Annotated in this window: 20 protein-coding genes; 7 read left to right on the top strand and 13 right to left on the bottom strand. The window is 39.8% G+C overall.

Features of this window, described 5'->3' with window-relative positions; translation table 11 throughout:
- Nucleotides 1–66 precede the first annotated feature (66 nt).
- The 9 genes from J4N44_RS27385 to J4N44_RS27425 all read right to left on the bottom strand — a co-directional run bounded on the left by J4N44_RS27385 (nt 67) and on the right by J4N44_RS27425 (nt 8,756).
- On the bottom strand, nt 67–258 hold the full coding sequence (locus tag J4N44_RS27385; RefSeq protein WP_069218362.1) for a hypothetical protein: 192 nt from the start codon (nt 256–258) through the stop codon (nt 67–69).
- Between the two features lie 13 nt (nt 259–271).
- Complete coding sequence (traD, locus tag J4N44_RS27390; protein ID WP_252045912.1) at nt 272–2,566, bottom strand: conjugative transfer system coupling protein TraD; 2,295 nt, start codon at nt 2,564–2,566, stop codon at nt 272–274.
- A gap of 9 nt (nt 2,567–2,575) precedes the next feature.
- Nucleotides 2,576–3,406 (bottom strand): DUF2859 domain-containing protein, encoded by an 831-nt coding sequence (locus tag J4N44_RS27395; protein ID WP_069218360.1) that lies wholly within the window; start codon nt 3,404–3,406, stop codon nt 2,576–2,578.
- Nucleotides 3,406–4,200: a hypothetical protein gene (locus J4N44_RS27400; RefSeq protein ID WP_069218359.1), complete on the bottom strand. Its 795-nt coding sequence runs from the start codon at nt 4,198–4,200 to the stop codon at nt 3,406–3,408. Before J4N44_RS27400 ends, J4N44_RS27395 begins: the two co-directional genes overlap by 1 nt.
- Nucleotides 4,201–4,214: 14 nt before the next feature.
- Nucleotides 4,215–5,297: a hypothetical protein gene (locus J4N44_RS27405; RefSeq protein ID WP_252045913.1), complete on the bottom strand. Its 1,083-nt coding sequence runs from the start codon at nt 5,295–5,297 to the stop codon at nt 4,215–4,217.
- A gap of 10 nt (nt 5,298–5,307) precedes the next feature.
- Nucleotides 5,308–5,736, bottom strand: coding sequence for a PFGI-1 class ICE element type IV pilus protein PilL2 (gene pilL2, locus J4N44_RS27410; protein ID WP_069218357.1), 429 nt, complete (start codon nt 5,734–5,736; stop codon nt 5,308–5,310).
- An 874-nt stretch (nt 5,737–6,610) separates the two neighbouring features.
- A complete protein-coding gene (locus J4N44_RS27415; RefSeq protein ID WP_069218356.1) occupies nt 6,611–7,642 on the bottom strand; it encodes an AcaB family transcriptional regulator in 1,032 nt (343 codons plus the stop codon).
- Nucleotides 7,643–7,660: 18 nt separating this feature from the next.
- Complete coding sequence (locus tag J4N44_RS27420) at nt 7,661–8,377, bottom strand: hypothetical protein (RefSeq protein WP_069218355.1); 717 nt, start codon at nt 8,375–8,377, stop codon at nt 7,661–7,663.
- A gap of 43 nt (nt 8,378–8,420) precedes the next feature.
- On the bottom strand, nt 8,421–8,756 hold the full coding sequence (locus tag J4N44_RS27425; protein ID WP_069218354.1) for a hypothetical protein: 336 nt from the start codon (nt 8,754–8,756) through the stop codon (nt 8,421–8,423).
- A gap of 18 nt (nt 8,757–8,774) precedes the next feature.
- Between J4N44_RS27425 and J4N44_RS27430 the strand changes: the two genes are divergently transcribed.
- A complete protein-coding gene (locus J4N44_RS27430) occupies nt 8,775–11,294 on the top strand; it encodes a TraI domain-containing protein (protein WP_252045914.1) in 2,520 nt (839 codons plus the stop codon).
- 28 nt (nt 11,295–11,322) lie between these two features.
- Here the strand turns inward: J4N44_RS27430 and J4N44_RS27435 are convergent, their stop codons facing one another.
- The gene (locus J4N44_RS27435; RefSeq protein WP_252045915.1) at nt 11,323–11,841 is read right to left on the bottom strand and encodes a hypothetical protein; all 519 of its coding nucleotides are present in this window, start codon (nt 11,839–11,841) and stop codon (nt 11,323–11,325) included.
- A 76-nt stretch (nt 11,842–11,917) separates the two neighbouring features.
- Nucleotides 11,918–12,394 (bottom strand): hypothetical protein, encoded by a 477-nt coding sequence (locus J4N44_RS27440; RefSeq protein ID WP_069218351.1) that lies wholly within the window; start codon nt 12,392–12,394, stop codon nt 11,918–11,920.
- A 309-nt stretch (nt 12,395–12,703) separates the two neighbouring features.
- Between J4N44_RS27440 and J4N44_RS27445 the strand changes: the two genes are divergently transcribed.
- The 3 genes from J4N44_RS27445 (at nt 12,704) to tusA (ending at nt 14,318) form a co-directional block, all read left to right on the top strand.
- Nucleotides 12,704–13,240: a hypothetical protein gene (locus tag J4N44_RS27445; RefSeq protein WP_069218350.1), complete on the top strand. Its 537-nt coding sequence runs from the start codon at nt 12,704–12,706 to the stop codon at nt 13,238–13,240.
- 533 nt (nt 13,241–13,773) lie between these two features.
- Nucleotides 13,774–14,034 carry a hypothetical protein gene (locus J4N44_RS27450; protein ID WP_069218348.1) on the top strand — a complete coding sequence of 87 codons (261 nt, stop codon included), beginning with the start codon at nt 13,774–13,776 and terminating at the stop codon, nt 14,032–14,034.
- A gap of 56 nt (nt 14,035–14,090) precedes the next feature.
- Nucleotides 14,091–14,318 carry a sulfurtransferase TusA gene (tusA, locus tag J4N44_RS27455; protein WP_252045916.1) on the top strand — a complete coding sequence of 76 codons (228 nt, stop codon included), beginning with the start codon at nt 14,091–14,093 and terminating at the stop codon, nt 14,316–14,318.
- A gap of 69 nt (nt 14,319–14,387) precedes the next feature.
- Here the strand turns inward: tusA and J4N44_RS27460 are convergent, their stop codons facing one another.
- A complete protein-coding gene (locus J4N44_RS27460) occupies nt 14,388–15,782 on the bottom strand; it encodes a DNA cytosine methyltransferase (RefSeq protein ID WP_069218346.1) in 1,395 nt (464 codons plus the stop codon).
- Nucleotides 15,783–15,902: 120 nt separating this feature from the next.
- Here J4N44_RS27460 and J4N44_RS27465 point away from each other — a divergent pair, with 120 nt between their 5' ends.
- From J4N44_RS27465 to J4N44_RS27475, 3 genes are all read left to right on the top strand, one after another.
- Nucleotides 15,903–16,265 (top strand): hypothetical protein, encoded by a 363-nt coding sequence (locus tag J4N44_RS27465; RefSeq protein WP_252045917.1) that lies wholly within the window; start codon nt 15,903–15,905, stop codon nt 16,263–16,265.
- An 80-nt stretch (nt 16,266–16,345) separates the two neighbouring features.
- A complete protein-coding gene (locus J4N44_RS27470; RefSeq protein ID WP_069218344.1) occupies nt 16,346–16,840 on the top strand; it encodes a hypothetical protein in 495 nt (164 codons plus the stop codon).
- 4 nt (nt 16,841–16,844) lie between these two features.
- The gene (locus J4N44_RS27475; RefSeq protein ID WP_069218343.1) at nt 16,845–17,072 is read left to right on the top strand and encodes a hypothetical protein; all 228 of its coding nucleotides are present in this window, start codon (nt 16,845–16,847) and stop codon (nt 17,070–17,072) included.
- 229 nt (nt 17,073–17,301) lie between these two features.
- On the opposite strand, the gene J4N44_RS27480 is transcribed toward J4N44_RS27475, so the two are convergent.
- Nucleotides 17,302–17,649 carry a hypothetical protein gene (locus tag J4N44_RS27480; RefSeq protein ID WP_141698680.1) on the bottom strand — a complete coding sequence of 116 codons (348 nt, stop codon included), beginning with the start codon at nt 17,647–17,649 and terminating at the stop codon, nt 17,302–17,304.
- Between the last annotated feature and the right edge of the window lie 353 nt (nt 17,650–18,002).

An 18,002-nucleotide genomic window follows, 5' to 3' on the forward strand; every position in this document is an offset into this window, starting at 1 on the left:
TGGGTGCAGCGTGTTGCCGCCCCCACTTCTGAAGCGCTAAAGAAAACCTTGTTAGACCTTTTAGCTTTATTCATCGACTTTACCAGCAGTGGATTTTTTGGAGGTTGTTAACCGTGTTGTTGGTTTTTGAGTGGTTGACAACTCTTGTTTTGATTCTCCTTGGCTAGCGAACTGCTCTGTCATTACGAGAAAATCAGACCAAATTGTGGAGTGCTCGGCGCTCCACTTCATGGTTGGGTTGCTTGGTATGTTGCTCATCTTAGATTCCTTTCTAATCAAAACCGTCGAAGCGGTCTTCACGTTCGTATTTTTGTTCCATATCGTTCAACATCCGCTGCATGGACGGAGGAACGTACCCTGCCACTTCCCGTAGTAATGGAAAGCGCAGCTTCACAAGGCGGTTCGCATTGAGTAACCCAAACGCTTGCCCTTTAGGAAGTTGAAGTATCATTTCTGGTGAAATAATCGGCTCTACTGCATCTACCTTGACGCTGTAGTTTGACCTAGCGTTAAACCACCCTGCCTCTTCCGAGTTAGATTTGCCTTGTGACTCGTCTTCGTCATCACTGACTATTTGTGCCCCTTCCGAAGAGGTTGCAGTAGTCACGTCAATTCCTAGCAACTCTGATTTCGCAATTGCTTGTGTCAGGTATTCAGCCGTATCTAAGGTCTTTACACGTAACATGAAGGTTGAGTTGAAGTTACCTAAGATAACGCCTGCTGCTTCCTCTGAACCAACAGCATCCTTGATATCTGAAATGGTCTGGCTGTAACAGGTCAAACGAGTACCACTACCTGCTGAACGGTTAAGAAGACTAATGAATGGCTCACCACCACCACCACCCTTAGCTACGGCGTGAAACTCATCGATGTGAATCCATATTGGTTTGATGTTTGTTCTATCAAAGTCCTGCATCCCCTTATCTATACCGTGCTTATAGTATTCGCCAGAGTTTGAGAGGAGGTCTTGGAAAACCATTGATGAAGTCGCTGTAGCGATTTCATTATCTGACATTGCATCAAACAACATGGCTACGACAGCATCTTGTTGGATTATCTGTTGCCAGGTGATTATTGGTCGTTCATCTAAAACGTCGTTGTAATTTGGAGAAAGAAGTTCAGCAATATCGCCGGATGTAAGTTTTGTCAGTAGAGGCAACAAGCTAGCAGTGATCTTGTTGTAGTAATTCATCTCATTTTTCATGGCCGAACGCATACCTTCCATCGTGACATCCAGTTTCTCTGGATTTTCGAGGAAGTATTGGTCGAGCAAAATGCTGCGAGCGACCATTTCTTTTGAGCGACCTTTGAAGTGTGGAGGAATTGACATTCTCACTTCAATTTCTTTCCCATCAACACCTATGCGCGGCGGTGGGTTCTTGATGGCATCAACATGCTCTCGCCAGTCGTCAATGTTTCTGTCGAGGTACCACTCTGAATACTTCATGTAGATGATTTCAAGGTCTTCAATATAGCGTTTGAGCAATAGGAATGTTGGCTTCTCGCCAATAGCCATCATGGCGTTAGTAACAATCAACAGAAATCGCCATGCGAAGTCCTTGAACACGCCAGAATCACCACTACCTGCCATTTGGCTAGACAAGCGTGAGGCTACCGATGTATTACGACTAAATGTCGCCACTGCATTGTAACGAGCAGATATTTCTGGAAAGCCTAGTGCGAAGACGTAAAATTGGTTCTCGCGACCATTACGCTTACATTCTGCCCACATTCGAGCTAACAGCTCTGCATCACCTTTCGGGTCAACTAGTACAACCGGACTTCCACCTCTAGCTATATCTTGGGAAATGAAAAATTCTAAGAAGCGGCTTTTACCCGTTCGGCTTGCACCAAACACCATTGCGTGACCGTTGCGTTCATCTAAAGATATGTATTGATCTTCTTCATCTTCATAACCGCAGGCGTGAATGCGGGTGTCCCCACCAACAGGAGGATGTGGTGCTAAATGATTTTTTATCGCGAGCTTGTTTAACAATTTCGCGGTTGATGATGCAGCAAACTTTTCAAGATGAGGCTGAACTGCTACGGGAGAGTACAATTGCATGAGGTCAATGACCGTGTGTTCTCTCTTGCTAGTATATCGAGCCTTTCTCGCTTCCCATCTATACGGCGGAAGGTTTTTTCTTTCTTCATTGGCTACTTTGTTTTCAAGTCGCCTTGCCTTATGAAAAGCTTCTGGCAGGGCGTAATATTCCTTGTATTGTTCTTTGTTTGCGTCCCACATGCGCTGAGCGTGTTTAGACGTCCAAACAAAGCCTTTACCAATCCACGTCTCTTTACTGTTGTGTGGGATATCAGCCATTGTCAGAAAAAACGGTTCAATATCATTCAGTGACTTTTGGTATTTACGAACTTTGTCACCTTGTTGAATTCGGATGTAGCACCATACGGATAAGCCAACGGAATATGCTATCGAAATGCCTTTTGGTAATCCGAGTAGTGGACCTAGCGTCATAGACGAAGCAATCAAAGGAATTAACGCCACCGCTTCAGTGTATTCATAGATTGGTCGTAATCGACCTTCTAGTTGTCTTTTAGTACCCATACCAACTCTCTATTGAAAGATCCCATTTCTAGTCATCAAAACCGGATAGAAGTCGACACCAATTTCCGCCATTGCACCCTCTGCATTGATAGGTAGTATTTGTAGTTCTGGATACTCCCTTCGGAGTGCATCGTAGTCCGTCATCGAGTCGACCTGTGTAAGAAGAACAATTGAGCCATTGCGTTTTACTTCTTCACGATTGAGTCGCAACCATTCCAGTGAGTAGTTGTCCATTCCAATTACTGCTAGAGGCATGTTGAGCGCATTCTCATAGCCTTCGTTAACTTCTAAGTAATCCGCCGGCATCACTCTTGGTTTGATTTTTTCAGGCGATACAGGAAAGATCATTTGCTCGTAGAGGTTGTAGATTTCTTTTTTTGTTACCTGACCATTGAGCATCCGATTGCTCATCTCACGTTCAAGCAACTGCTCCTTGCTTGCTTTGATAGGTGGGTAGTTCTCTGGGTCAATTAATGATGAAATGCTGGTGGTATTTTCATTGTTATCAACCAGAACTTTTGTAGTGGCTTTTCCCGCGATTTGTTTAATGCCCGAGTAAATTACACTTCTAACTATCGTCTGATTCATTTCAAGCATTGTTTTCTTGTCCATGTACGTATCAGGTAGGTACTCCAATACCTTTTCCGACAAAGTTAGGTCCACATCCAACCCTTTGTATTTTTCTTCAAGCTCTTGCTTTTGTTTCTTGGCTAAGTGGTCTTGGTAGGATTTGTACTCTGGGTTAATGATGTTCGAGCTCGCACTGTCTTCATACGCAGCGTGAGCATTTGTCATTGAGTTGAGGACCAACAACCCCAAGACCAAAACCTTGAGCTTCATTAGTCACCTCCAAAATGAAAAACTTTAGTGGAGTGATCGTTCTGTTGGACTAAGAACGGCGTCTTTTGACCAGCTACGCGAGCGTCAAAAAGCGCTTCGTCTGTTGAAAAGACAAAGCGATTTGGGTCGACGTTATTACTGATACCTAAATGGTCTCGTAGGGTTTGCTCAGATAGGTTATTGGCTCCCTTAATGTAGACATCCATCTTAACTTTGATTGGTGATTTCGATGTCTGTTCGCGCACCCATTGAATACACTCTGACTGGCAAGTGTTCAGATCTACGTAGAGACTTCTTAGTTCTAGCTTACCCTTTGGAAGAAGCTTACTTACGCTCCCTGTTTGTCTTGGGTCTTTGCGTTCATTAGTGTATGCATAACCCTCTCGAGATAGCATGACCTTTATGTACTCATTGCCAGCACCTTGAAATTGAACTTCCCTAAGTCTTCGGTCTTGTTCAAGTTCATTCATTATCTTGGCGTAACGCATTCTTTCTTTATGAGTCTTAGCTAAATTTCCAAGTACAATTGGAGGATCTAACTCTGGTGTCCATGTGCCCCTTGGCATGTACTCCATGACGTATTTATATTTCGCATAGTCGGAGTTTGATAGGTTCCAATTTTTTGCGCGAACCTTGTCTTTTTTAGTCAACTCGATATCTATGTCATCAACCTTGTAAGCTTCTTGATTGGTTTCATTAGTCGTGATTTCTACAATCATTGGCGGCAAGTAAACCGCATGAGCAGTTGATGTGGTCAAAGCCGCAAGAGCTATTGGAAGAATTGCTTTATTCATGGATGCTCCCTTTTCTAATTAGGCTTTACCATTGTGTAAACTTTGAGGCCGTCAAGGCTTGTTAGTGTTATCGAGGTTCCATCAATTTCGGTAACAGAAACTTGGCCTAAACGCTGCCCTTTAGTTATTTGAAATGTTGAACCAGCATTGTCCGTAAGGACAGCAATGTGTTGAGTTGACCAGGGAAATATGTTGACAATGGTGAGCCCACTATAGGAACTGATTTCTTGTCGAATAACTTGTGGTTTTTCTGGTGCTTCAATGACACGTTTTTGGATGACTGGTTTGGTTGTTTTTTGTGTTACGGTTTTTGATGAAGTGGAATCACTAGTGGGTTGTGATTTAAGCTTTTTAATCTGCTTATTTGTCGATGACATTTGTCGCTCAAAACTCTTAATGGTTCCTAATTGCTCATCCACACGATCATTGACCTTTCCAATACGTCCAAGTAATCGACTTTCTGTTTGACCGAGTAATGAAGTTAGTTCGTGTTGCATTGTGGTTTGAGAGCTCTCGAACTTATCAATTCGGGTATTGAGATCATTACCAAGTAGCGCTAAGTCGGAGGAGTTTTTGCTGATTAAGTCTCGGTATTCGATTGAGTCTTTTGAAAGTTGGTTTAACTTTTCGATGATGTCGTTGTTTGTGAATAGCTTCTCTAGATCGTTAATTCGAAGTGCGGCCTCACTGATTCTTTTGTTTTGTTGGTTGTCTAACTCAGAGATAACTACTTCTGGTTCGGCAGAATTTGTTAAACGAATGATGTAGTCATTGATGATGCCGGTTTCGTAACCTAGCCATACAACTCCGCCAAGCGCACCAAGAACAAGAGTAGAGATGATCGTTTTTTTGATAACTCCACCTTTTTTTCTTTTGATTGGTTTTTCTTCCGATAGCTGTTCAGTCATTGGTGATGTTGCTTCGAGTTCTGTTTGCTCTTGAGTGTTTACTGCCTCATTGGAGAACTGGCCCTTTGATTGAGTTTGGGGCTCATGTTCTTGTTCAGGGTTAGGTTGATGTTCCTTCTTTTGATCAATTGGGCACACATTATTTGTTGGTGGCATTTCAAAATTTTTGTCGCTCATTGCCTGTTCCATTTCTTGTCTCTTACGAAGTTGGGTTTATTGATAGTTCGCGCTTAACGTGATCAACAGTTACGTTGAATCCGGTACCAACAAGTACGTCGACGATTTGTATAACTGATGATTGTTTGAAGTCGCGATGAACTAGAGGAATCTCTAGCGTATAAAGGTGTAAGGTCTCTTCGTTAGTCGAAGAAAGATCTTCAAGCTGATAGCCAGAATTTTGGAGGACATAATTGATTGCTTGCCCAACGTTTTTGATCGTCGTAGGTATTTGGATCGAAGTGATCGTTTGGAGTGGGTATTTTTGTTCGTAGTTGGTGTCAATAACAATTGCTGTGTAACCGTTGTTTTGAGATTGATAAACTTGTTCGTTGTTATCAAAAGTCTCAGCGTTAAGTGATCCACTCAATAACACCGCAACAAACGAACTAATAAATTGCTTACTGTTCATTGTGAAAAGGTTTCTCCGTAAAAGATATTTGTAGTCGACTAGCGCACCACAAATTTAAAAGCCCAAAAACGACAAAACCCGCAACCTTCCTAAGAAGATTGCGGGTTTCGTTTGTCACGCGAAAGCTTTTAATTTCGCGATGTCTTCGAAAATAGAACTTGCCACCATTGGAACATTAAATAATGAATCCAGAGTGGTTCGTTGCTCTTCGCCTAGTGCACTTTATTTCGCTCATCCCTACTGTTCAAAACGAAAAACACGACTTACACACTCGCGTTAAAATATGCATATAGCATCTTGAACGATTTTTAGAGGGCATCACCCTACCCGTCTATTCTACCTAATGTGGCAGAGATTTAAAAGATGGATATATCTTATCGCTATATAACCCAATATATCTTATATAGCCCCGTCACCTATGGCTTCACACACATTTTGTGGCGTTTAGTTTTTATAGAAAACCTCGATTATTTCATGAATCATGCGACCAAATTTATCGGTTCGTTTCATGATATATGAAATCATGGAACCATATTTTCATGTTTCATGTAACCAACATCATGATTCATGAAACCTTCAGGGTTAAAAAGGTTTAAATCAAATCATCGAGCCTCATAATTTCATAAATTATGAGACCAAATTTGAGGGAATGTTGCACGATTCATGAAATCGTGAAACAAAAAGTGGGGCTTATGGAGGGAAGTTTTATAATTTCATAAATCATAAAACCTATTGAGTATTTCAAATAAGTTTTGCTAGTGATTTGGTATGCAGGGAAATCAATAAATAATGCAGTACGCTGGGTGGTATAATTGTGAGGGTAAAAAAAAGCATCGTGTATTAAGATGCTTTTTTGTCGTGGCAAAAAGAATTTCTACGCAGTCTTTTTGTTGTTTGTTTCTTCTGGTTTCGCACCAGTAAGATGCTGTGCGAGAGTTTCAAGGTGTGGTCGAATTTCTTCCATTGAAGAGTGCTTACGACCCGCAATTGGTGGCGCGAATGAGCTGCGGTTCGACATCAATAAAACATCTGGGCGCAGAATTAAGGATGACTTTTCTGTAGCAAATTCTGTTAGAACACGAACCCCTTGTGCCGTTTGTAAAGCCAAATCTTTTCGCGTAACAGGTAGGTTACGGTAACGACTAGCTAGAGTAACAATATGTCTGAATTTTCGAATAGCACCTGTTTGATAAGTTCTTGCTTCACGCTCGTTAATTACTGCCTGAGACTTTGCTATGTTTACAACTCGATGTAGGTTGTCAATCGACTTGGTTATCCACAAAAGGTGCATTGTTAGTTGGTTGCGAAAACGAGGGCTAATCGTTGTAAGAAAATCCGATTTTTTGATGTTTAAAGACGCCTGGTTTGAGCGAAACTTTGTTGCCATTCGTTGCTCAATACCATCTGTCTGTGCGTGAATATTTTCCAATAACTCGTTTGATTGATCTTCGATTTCTCTCAGTAAAGAGTCGGCGAATGGATTATCTGCTTTAGCATTATCAAGTATTGTAAATAACTTAAAGTCGAAGCCTTCTAGTCCAGTGACGTGAATTGGTTTACGACCGTCGTTTTTTTCAATTTTTCGGTTAATTAGTAGCTCCGCCGCTTCTTTCGTGTAGTAGCCGACAGTTACTTCAGGTTTCGTTTTGGATGTGCGAGGTTTTAGGTCTCTTAGTGCATCAAGGCCATACTGATCTGTTTCACCACGGTTCTCTACTTCTTGTGAAGCTTCATCATCATCTTGATTCTCTGTAACTGTAATTGGAGCTGGTTTTCGAGCAGAATCGGCTAGAGCTTTTTTCACTCTTTCTTGTTCTGATTTCGTAACTTCCGGTACGTTGTCTTGAGTCTTTTCATCTACTTGATTGTTTTGAATCAAGCTAGCTAGATCGTCATTCATTGTCATGTGAATTTCCTTAAAGGGTTATAAGTAATGTCCAACATGCTCTGTTGAGATAGAACATATTTGGTCCAAAACTTTCGGTTCAGTAGATTGAAGGGAAATGTACTTCACTCTATGTTCTGAGGTTTCTTGGTTTTGAATGTCCAATAGGGTTGCTACAAGAGCACGGTGCTCATTTAGGTAAGAGCGATTGAGGAAACTTAATTGTTCTTCATTCTGCTTGTCTGTTCCTTGGCGTCCTGCGATCCGTTGGTAGTGGTCTTTAAAGTGATCATAAATTTCTTCCTCTAGTAACGCTCTAGCAAGATTCCGAATGGACATTTTGCTGAGTTGACTTAAAGCGATAAATGAAGCAATTGATGAGCACAAAGAAGCGACTTCACAATGCTTGGTAAGAGACGTTGCTTTAATTCCAGTGTCACCTGTTTCTAGTCCCAGCATGTTTGTAATTTTGGAGACCTTTCGCAACTTGTAATCAATGTCTGAAACAGTTGTATTAATACCTGATAATCGAAGCCATTTTGCAGCATCTCGATTGCTTCTACTAAACAGCCTGTGCAGTTCTATTACTTGTCTGAAAGTGACGGATTTAGGTGCAACTTCGACAATTAACTGAATTGATTTTTTGTAACGAGAACGTGTGCCTTTGGTGATGTCAGCGCGGAGCCACGGCTCGATGCTGCCCTCCGAAATACACTTAGCAATAATGTTGTGAATCTTGTCTGCTAATGGAGTCATTTGTTTATAGTTGCCTGTTAATTATCGTTGTCTACATGTATTATCACAGATTGCTGATAACTTCAGAAATGGCGTTATCATTTAAACCAAGTTCTTTAAGACGCTGAACTGTTTCTGAAATAATTTCGTTGACTTGTAGCTCTTTCATTTCTTGGTCATCAAAAAACTTATCAGCTTCTTTCGTAGCTTCATTGAGTGCAATTTTTATTTTTTCAAAAGTTGCACGGTCCATTTTTTTGAAGATACCTAATAGGGAGCGTTTGCTCTTTAATGCAGAGATTAGTTTGTCTTTTTCTTGCTTTCTTTGACCTTTGGCCGGTGAAGAACGAGTATGTGATTGTTGCTGTAAGTCGCCTTCAGCAGCGTTATTTTTTTCCATAATATAGTAGGTCCTATTATGAGTGGTGGATTCATAGATAAGATAATAAGACGAAACCGACCTAAAGTCGATCAACAACCTGTGTCATCACATATTGTAGATTTTAAAGGGTCTATGTCGTCACACTTGAGTGAGGGGAATATCTTCTTAGATGGAGCCACCATCTTGGAGAGACCAGAGTTGAAAACATTGGTTATAAAAATACGGGAAACGGTAGAAGTCTCTCCTGAGTATTTTGATAGTCATTACCTTCCGGTCTTAGAATCGTGCGCCTCATATTGCCAAAATGCACACGCCTCAGCAGGCTATCACCACGCCTTTCCTTACGGTCTAATTACACATCTTTTAGAAGCTAGTTTGTATGCTTTACGGAAGAGTAGAGCTAACTTATACAACCCAACTAATAGCGAAGGTAAGGTGGACGATCTTAAACATGTTTATGCTTACGTGGTTTTTGTTGCGGCTATGCTTCACGATATTGGAAAAATCATTACTGATGTTAGATTTTCTATTAAAAGTAATGATGGTCGCTTTGTACCGTGGAGTCCTTTATCTTCCCTACCCCCACCCGAATCTGCAAAAATTGAATATCGAATTGACAGGAAAGTTCGTAAGAGTAATCAACAAAACTTGTACTTGAACAATTCGCATCAATTAGCATCGCCTGCGTTAATCACGAACATTGTTCCTAAGTCCTCTCTTCAATGGATCGCATCGTTTCACCCAAAGGTAGAGCTTGATTTCTTACATGCTGTTTCGGGCGATTATGGTAATGCCAATGTTATAGGCGTTAGTGTGCGCGAGGGTGATCAAATTAGCACGTCTAAAGGCAAATCGAATGTGCAAGAGATATCAAATCCATCAGACAAAAATGTAAAGCTCCGAGATGTTTTAATTCAAACTTTCATGAACCCTCAAACAAACGGTTTGATTATAAAAGAGAATGGGTTCAGAAATTATGCACGAGTAGAAGACCGTATTTTTGTAGCTGGTGATGCTTTGAAAGTAGCGATCCAGAATTTGTGTAAAGGGGCTGGCATTTCACTACCAGACCACACGTCCACATTTGAAGGTATGATCACTGATTTCTTGACTATACCGGCTCCCTCTGGGGATACGATGTGGTGGGTACAATTTGCAAAAAAAGGTGAGCCGAGAGATAAATCAAAGCGTGAGATCAAGTGCTTCGTTTTTGATGCAAAAGTTTTTAATCCAGACCATTCGATTCCAAATGAAAGTATAGAGATTCACCTTGGTGATGGAAGTTTAAGTGAAGAAGATTTAGCAGCTCGTAAGAAGCTTGAAACAGAGGAGTTGTTATCATCAAGTGGCGTTTCTGTGTCCCCTACCGTAATGATGGAAGAGGAAGATGATTCTGAATCCTCAAGCGCGATTTCAAAAGGTGAAAGCCCGAAAAAACAACTCAAGGAGAACGAGAATAAAAAGGTGATTGTTGAATCCGTAGATTCAAAAGCTAAAGAGCAGGATTCAAAAAAACCGAAACCAAAGTCCAAAGACAAGCCGCAGGTTAATAAGGATAGTTTGCGAGGATTTTTGAGTAGTGTCGAGGTTGTAGAAGATGTAAAGCAAAACTCGAATGCTGATGAATCTAAACCAAAACATTCTGATTCTAAAAAGGTAGAAGTCGCGACGTCCGGCCAAGAAGGGGAAATCAAGAAAGGAACTGGTGATGTAATTCCACCAGCCCAAAAGGTAAAGCGACGTAAAGGCAGAAAATCCACTTTCTCTGATATTGACGAGTTAGGTCCGAATACCTCTACTGTTCAACACGAAAAACGAAAAGCTGAGGAAGTAACACAGGAAGATGTAGTTGATACTGTCACCCATACATCTAATGAGGTTCTACCAGAGGTAATTGTCGAAGATGTTATGCCTGAAGAGTTGGATTATACCGACTACGTTTTGATGTCGGCGAACGACTTACTGTTGATGCCAAATACCCCTCCTACCGTTTCGGAGAATGAACCTGGTACCTATGAAGGTCTCGGAGATACTTCGTTCTCTTCTTTGGCCCCAAGCCTGCATATGAAGGTAATAAATGCGCCACGTTGGATAGAGTCTCAAAATAAGCCTTCAATAGCGTCCATCAACGAAATGCGAGAGTTATTCCGTTTCCTTCAACAATCATTAGACGCAGGGTCAATCAGGTTTAACAACAAAACAAGTTGGCTTCATAAAGTTGAAGGTGGGATCTTTATAACAACTCCTCGAGCATTCAATAGCCCAAGCCCATTGAGTGTTAATAAAAAGTTTGAGCACATAATAAAGAACTCCAACTTTTTGGGGAGATTCATGATGGATTCGAAATCAGCAGATCATAATGTTGTTCGAGCGGGGTTGTACAAGAGAGATAGGAAGAAAGATACGTATAGGTTTGTTGACTATCTTTGGGGGTTCTATTTACTCACAGACAGTCACTTCAGGCTTCATCATAATGGTAAACCCCTCAAGTCTTCTATGTATTGTAAGGTAGATGAAGATTCGGTTAAGGGGCTGACCCACGCATCAACGCAATAATCAGATGAGGTGGTAAAGGGGTTCCCCTTTACCACTCATTTTTGCTTTTATCGATGAAGGATTGAATGTAGTTCGCCATTCCGGTTGCACCCTGTTTCGCAAAGTGGTTGCGCCAATCGCCAAAAAAATTCGGGTAAATTGGAATTAAGGGTTCATCACGATTTTTGCGCACGTAATTCTCAATCATTGATTTTACTGAGTTGCAAGTGACGGGTACTTCGTCACTAAACTTTTCAACTACGTCAAACGCTTTGCTCATACTGATCTTTCGATAAGAAATGTTTAAAGAATCGGCATAGCTATTTCTGTTGTTACTATTAAATGCATCAAATAGAAATGCATGTTTCCAAGTGTTAGTTCTTATCCAATCTGAGGAGTCGGTCGAATTGCCACGATAAATTTGGTAGCAGAGTAAATCATCTGTTATCAAGAGCAATGGACGGTAGCCATGTTCGAATGTATCAGCGATAAGGCATTCTACAAACTTTGAATCGATATAATTGGATTGGTTAACTAGCTCTGGGAGTTTAACGTTAAACTCGTTCATATTTATCCCCTGTAATCATTTGAAGTTGCTATAAAGCTGTATAGATTCTACTCAGAATCTATCAACTTATAAAGCTTTATCGTATGTTTTGTATTGGCTTACTCTCTTGTGGTCTTGGGATAGCTCTAAGCGTGTTCATTATGGAGTTTGTATCAACGTTGTACCTTTCGGCCAAGGGCTTGGTACATAGTTGAAGTAAATGGAATTGGTCATGATGTTTAACAACTATCGAGTGTTTGTCTTCATCACCTATCGTTAAAAGAAAGGAATTATCCTTATTTCTTAATGCATCCAGTGATTTCTGATTATGGAAATGAAATGCAACTTTATTGGTTATCCCTAGTAGGAAAGTCACAAACTGTACTAGTTCTGTTTCAGGCTGCAAGGTGAATTGAATTTTATTCCGCCAATTGGCACGATGTGATTTGTCATCAAGTTTCTTTGCTGCTTCTATGTATATAGTGTTATTGCCTTCTCTGTTTGGCCCTCTTTTGAACTGAAAGGTAAATTTGTTGCTATATATTTCTACTTGGTTCCCATAAAAATCAGTCACAGAACCACCTCCCTTATAAAGTGTATATTTTCATTTTAGACTCAGTCCGAGTCATAGCAATACTTATTGTCTGGGAATGGGGTAAATCTGTCACCGTCTGATTTTTTCTAAGTTGATAACCCGAAAATAGTTTGCGTTATGGTTGTTTACCTCCAAAATGCAAAAAAATAATCAATCGTAACTCATTGTAATTAAAGCACAAAATCACAACCAAGAGTTTGAAGACCATTTTTTTTTGGAATGGTAGCAAATTAGAAGGATGGTGTTGTTATGATATTCCTAACTTAACGGATTTATGAGGACGTTCTAATGATTAAGTCTTTATTGCACAAACTAATTCATGGTGATGCTGTTAATGTGGTTGATAAAGCTTTTAACTACATAGAGCGTCAAACTAAACGTGGAAACTATCTAAACCGAGTTATTATAATAGAGGGTGGCTCTCAAGAAGAGCGTTTGGATTTGATCAACAAGCTCTCTCTGCGTGACGGTGTAACGCTTATTGACTCTTTAACACAAATAGAACGTATTGGTGATGGAGGTTTTGAGGCCAAGATCTTAAAAGATGCTGATTACTTGTCACCAAATCTATTAGAAACAAGCAAGTTAATGGTTGAAAAGCGCATCTATGAGGGGCATGAATTTACTGATTCACAGGTTGAAGCATTAAACCCATCGGTTTACTTGCAATTTCGCGATGGCTTGCTTATAGACAACTTCGACCGTCAATCTGTAATCGTCAAGGACGACCGAGATATGCAGGAGATTGCAAATAGAATTGGTGCGGCTGCGAAGAAAACAAGCTCTCCCAAAGTGAGTAATTCGAACTCTCTAGCCTTTGGTTAATAGCGATGCTTCGACATAAAGACCAAACCCTTAGCTAAGGGTTTGGTCTTTTTTTTGTTTTTTACATTTTGCTAAGATTTGTTCTATCTTCCCTTCTAAAGTAAGTATGCCCTGGTGGCTGCACTATATAGATGAAGAATTTTGTATGTTGTTCGCCTTTGTCTACAAATAAGTCATAAATGGAGAGGCAATCGAGCTGATGTTTAACGCTTAACGAAGACTTCATGAAGCTTACGAAGTCAGAAGCAAAACTTCTACTTGCGCCCTCGGATATGAGGGCCTTCTCGATATGGTACCAAGACCCTCCATGCTGTGTTGCAACAGTGATTAGTTTTCTAGTGTTCATTCTATTAACCGTTTGTTGTAATTTCATCATTATAGATGACAGTAAAATGCCGGTGACTTTGCTAAAGCTGATTTTCATTGAGGTATTGTTTCATTAAGAGGTGCATGGCGTTGACCTAGGACCTTGCATAAGGTATTTTTTTTAATGTCACATCGGTGATCTGTTAATTAATCAAAGGGGAAAAATCATGTCGAGTAACCTGACAATCTCAATATGTAATCTTGAACTTAATCTCATGGTATCAATAGCAAAGCAACGCTATACCACTGTCGAAAACGAGAGTGCAACATTTGATCTTGATGCTATGAATATAGGTTTCGACTTAGGAAGCCGAAAAATCGCATTGACAGTTACCATGCGCGAATCTTTGCAAAATATAAAAGTCATAAATCCAAGTATTTATAAAGCTTTTGTATACGCATATAACGGTTCATTGAAAGCAAACTAATAGAGGGATAACGTCATGAAATTGTCTAATTTGAGTACACTTTACTGGGAGGTTCTATGAACGATCTTGAGCTACTGGATTGTGTAGGTTTGAATTGTCCAGAACCGGTTATGATGTTGCGTTCTAAAATTCGCAAAATGGAAACTGGGATGACTTTGTTAGTAAAAGCGGATGACCCGTCAACTTCTCGTGACTTTCCGGCTTTTTGTACTCATATGGACCATGAACTTCTTGAACAAACTCAAGATGGAAAGGTCTTCTCATTCAAAATAAAGAAGGGATGAGTGTAAGGATGCGTATGAGTTTCCTTTAATTGTTAAATGAAAAAAGCCTCCAAATTTGGAGGCTTTTGATTATGCTGCACTTGGCAGTTCTTGTTTGTAAGCCCAATTTTTCAGAGCAGTCCCTAAATGGCAAGCAAGGTCAGAAAATGCAGGCCACGTTACAGATTGTCCTAAAATCTCATGTGCAATAGTGTTTGATACACCTGCGATTATCTTTTCAGGAATCTTTTTCAGGCGACAGTGCTCTTTTGGGGTGAATAAACGTTGAAGTTTATTGTTTAGACTATTTACCAACATCGGCTCTGTAGATCGCCATTTATGATAAAGACGACCAATCGTGCCACATTTTGGTTCATCACCAGTTAACAATTGGCGTTTGAAGCCTTTTGAGTTAGCTGCATCTCTAAGGGCTTTAGCTTCAAGGTAAGGTACCTCTCGATACAAGCTTGAATCTAAAGGGATTGGCTCCAAAATTGATTTGATATTAGGTTCTTTCACCTGTGAAGGCTTAAGAGTTGAAATATCAAACTCGGTGATCCCTTTGGAAAGCGCTACAACAGCTAATCTTTTTCTATCCTCGAGACAACCAAACTGGTTCCCTCCAATGGTAGTTTCATAAGTGTTATACCCAAGATCAGCCAACACACCACGTATTACAGCCATACTAGAAGTTGAGGCATATTCTTCAACATTTTCGAGTATTATGTAACTCACGTTTAGTGATAGAACAAACGTCAAGAAGTAGAAAAACATTGAACCTGCATCTACATGCTCTTCTGCGCACTTTAATTTATTCTTACTACGACCTGCACGACTTGCACCAGTGCAGGGTATACCGCACACTATACCATCAACCTGTGTTGAAACATTTCTGAGCATGTTAATGTGGCTAATGTTCCCTTCGATAAAGAGGGTATCCTTATTAAAAAGCTCTGGATTGTTTCGCATTGAGGTATCGAGATAGACATTTTCTAACTCATTAACAATTGAACATGAAGTAGATATTAGTGAGCGTTTGAAGCCATCATGACAAGCTGTATCCAGTACGCCACCGCCGTGAAACAAACTACAATAGGTCAGCGCTTCGCCGTTACGGAGTTTACGTAACAAGCGAGACTCCCTTAGAAATTCATTTTTAGGCTGGTGGTGCAAAGTTACAATTATCTTGTTTTCTTGAATCTGAACGCGAACCAATTGCCCTACTTCGAATTTTTCTTCAAGAAGGTCAGACTTATGGTCGATTAATGACTTTGTCGGCTTAGAGTCGTTATTGCGATCTTTAGCAGTTACTTTGTACTTCCCGTTAGGGTCTACAGTAAACTCGATCCCGTCATCATTGGAGGCTTCACTAACATTAAAGCGAGAATCGGGTAAGAACCCAAAGCGCTCCAATTTGGCCCCAACCATCCAAAGTCTTTTTCTTCCCTTGTTAAACCCAATACTAAGATTGTGAATAATAGCCATAATTTTTCCCCTGTGATTAATTAAAAGATGTCATAGACACTTTAAATCTACCAGGAGTTGTCATTTATTTCCAGAGTTTTGGACGGTACAATGTGTGACAATCTATATGTAGGAGTAAGAATGAAAAAGTCTAGTTTTTTAGTGGCGTATTTGCTTGTGGTCGTACCTTTTTTTACGTGCAGCAAAGAAAGGGTTTCAGTTGATGAAATTGAGGAAGCAGCTCGTATGATGTGTGACCCAGCTCAGCTCTCTCAAAACAATTTCAACAAACCCATTAGAGTAGATGTTAGTGGTAAGAATGAAGACCAAATACAAGAAATGAAAGAATCTCTCTATCGATCGTTTGAAGATGTAAGGCTAGATGGACAAACTATTTTATTAAGTATTCCCAAAGGAACGAGTCGCTTAAAAGACTCACAGGAGTCAAAATTCAAATCTTGTTATAGTAAAACAAAGGCATTATTGATTAAAGCTCATAGGTAAGTATCATTTGATTGTTAACTTTAATTAGCTATAATTATCTAGCTAATTCAGCACATTTAATTAACTAAAGGGGAAAAATCATGGTTGTATCTAACCTGCCATTATCAAACCATATTCAACTATTATCCGAATCAGGTGATAAGTTGGAATGTAATATTTCTAACAGAGATTTAGACCTTTGTTTTATTGGAGAAGGTACTAACCTTTTTGGTGGGGCATATGCTCGCTTCATTACTCTACATGAAATAAACAATGTAAAGTATATTTGTTTTTCAGATGACGACGATACATTTTGTAGTACGGATATTAGTGATTACGAACGAGTCTCAAAAAATCTGAATAAAGCACTAAACTGGCATAGTAGAGTTCGTGGTATTGAAGGTGTGTATTTCACTTCTCACATTGGTAGAACAGTCAAAAGCAAGCCCTCTTGCTACTATTTGGACGCTTACTTTCCTTTTTCGTGGTTTGATAAGATTAAGGACAGCAACCAAATGGCTTGTCTTCTTGCCAAGTCTGATTTCAGCTCGAAAGAAGCAATATTTTCTGTAATCGATGAACTTGTAGAAGGGTAAACCGATGAATGAATCATTATATTGCGGTTGGAAGGTTGAAGTTAAATTGAGTGGTTTTGGTGTATTTCCGGCCTATGTTAGAAGTGCAAACAACAAGAAAGGTAAGTTTTCTGTGCTTCATGCAAGCGGTGGAATGGTAGTATCAAGATCAGATATTGTAGGCATCTTAGATAAACACAGATGTAAGTTCGATGTTGTCTTCGAAAAAGCAATGTCGCTAAGAACACATTAAACAAAAAGGTCCCCTTCAGGGACCTTTTTTATTATGAAAAATTTTCTCCTATGATTATTTAACAAAACCTGATAAGTCAGATTTTTTGTGTTTATGTGAAAGCAAAATCGACCAACCAACGAAGACGATCAACAATATCATCATCCCTGCCGGACTTAAGAAATTATTCAAAAATTCACTCAAGTTAAACGGCGAAAATTCACCTAACCCAAACACAGTCTTCATAATCCTACTCTCCATCCTCTTTATTTATCCAATTTACAATAGAGAAGCCAATTGCTAATGTGATGATCAACATTAGTAACTTACCTCCTATACTTGCTGGTGGTTCCATCATATATGGTCCCACTAAACCTAATGCTAATCCCGTAAAGTCAAACAACTCTGGGCGGTCCACATTAGGTATAAATATTGAGATTGCAGCAATTAAGCTTGCACTCACAATTAAAAGGATTAGAGGAATGAGAAGCACTTCTTCTGGGACTGTATACAACTCCAAAGTTGAAATATGTCCCAGTGCAATACCAACACCTGCAAAGGCTAGATGGTATAACGCTTTAATTTCACGTTTCTTCAATTTCATCACCTCTATTTAGTTCATTAAATTCACCAAATAAACGGGACAAAAGGAATAGGTACAACGAAAACGGTTGTACGTTTTATCTTGCAGTTTTCCCCTATAACCAATTGGCACATTCATTAAAAATGAATAAATTCATTGTACACTACATCGTCATTACCTCAAGTCAAATAAGCTCATTGACATTCAATGTCACACAAACTTAGTTCTAGTTTCTATGCCCCCTCTCGCAATGATATGCATATCAGTAATATACCGTGTTGAGTTGCTTCTGCATTTTGCTCTCTACCCCGCCCTTCGAAACACATGTTCTCTGAGTTTCTTATTGAGTGAAGTTTTTGAAATAGTGT

The sequence above is a fragment of the Vibrio sp. SCSIO 43155 genome (assembly GCF_023716605.1).
Taxonomy (GTDB): Bacteria; Pseudomonadota; Gammaproteobacteria; order Enterobacterales; family Vibrionaceae; genus Vibrio; species Vibrio harveyi.

Coding starts and splice junctions, on each gene's coding strand:
- J4N44_RS27385 (WP_069218362.1), bottom strand. CDS start 258: ATGAGCAACATACCAAGCAACCCAACCATGAAGTGGAGCGCCGAGCAC.
- traD (WP_252045912.1), bottom strand. CDS start 2,566: ATGGGTACTAAAAGACAACTAGAAGGTCGATTACGACCAATCTATGAA.
- J4N44_RS27395 (WP_069218360.1), bottom strand. CDS start 3,406: ATGAAGCTCAAGGTTTTGGTCTTGGGGTTGTTGGTCCTCAACTCAATG.
- J4N44_RS27400 (WP_069218359.1), bottom strand. CDS start 4,200: ATGAATAAAGCAATTCTTCCAATAGCTCTTGCGGCTTTGACCACATCA.
- J4N44_RS27405 (WP_252045913.1), bottom strand. CDS start 5,297: ATGGAACAGGCAATGAGCGACAAAAATTTTGAAATGCCACCAACAAAT.
- pilL2 (WP_069218357.1), bottom strand. CDS start 5,736: ATGAACAGTAAGCAATTTATTAGTTCGTTTGTTGCGGTGTTATTGAGT.
- J4N44_RS27415 (WP_069218356.1), bottom strand. CDS start 7,642: ATGACAATGAATGACGATCTAGCTAGCTTGATTCAAAACAATCAAGTA.
- J4N44_RS27420 (WP_069218355.1), bottom strand. CDS start 8,377: ATGACTCCATTAGCAGACAAGATTCACAACATTATTGCTAAGTGTATT.
- J4N44_RS27425 (WP_069218354.1), bottom strand. CDS start 8,756: ATGGAAAAAAATAACGCTGCTGAAGGCGACTTACAGCAACAATCACAT.
- J4N44_RS27430 (WP_252045914.1), top strand. CDS start 8,775: ATGAGTGGTGGATTCATAGATAAGATAATAAGACGAAACCGACCTAAA.
- J4N44_RS27435 (WP_252045915.1), bottom strand. CDS start 11,841: ATGAACGAGTTTAACGTTAAACTCCCAGAGCTAGTTAACCAATCCAAT.
- J4N44_RS27445 (WP_069218350.1), top strand. CDS start 12,704: ATGATTAAGTCTTTATTGCACAAACTAATTCATGGTGATGCTGTTAAT.
- J4N44_RS27450 (WP_069218348.1), top strand. CDS start 13,774: ATGTCGAGTAACCTGACAATCTCAATATGTAATCTTGAACTTAATCTC.
- tusA (WP_252045916.1), top strand. CDS start 14,091: ATGAACGATCTTGAGCTACTGGATTGTGTAGGTTTGAATTGTCCAGAA.
- J4N44_RS27460 (WP_069218346.1), bottom strand. CDS start 15,782: ATGGCTATTATTCACAATCTTAGTATTGGGTTTAACAAGGGAAGAAAA.
- J4N44_RS27465 (WP_252045917.1), top strand. CDS start 15,903: ATGAAAAAGTCTAGTTTTTTAGTGGCGTATTTGCTTGTGGTCGTACCT.
- J4N44_RS27470 (WP_069218344.1), top strand. CDS start 16,346: ATGGTTGTATCTAACCTGCCATTATCAAACCATATTCAACTATTATCC.
- J4N44_RS27475 (WP_069218343.1), top strand. CDS start 16,845: ATGAATGAATCATTATATTGCGGTTGGAAGGTTGAAGTTAAATTGAGT.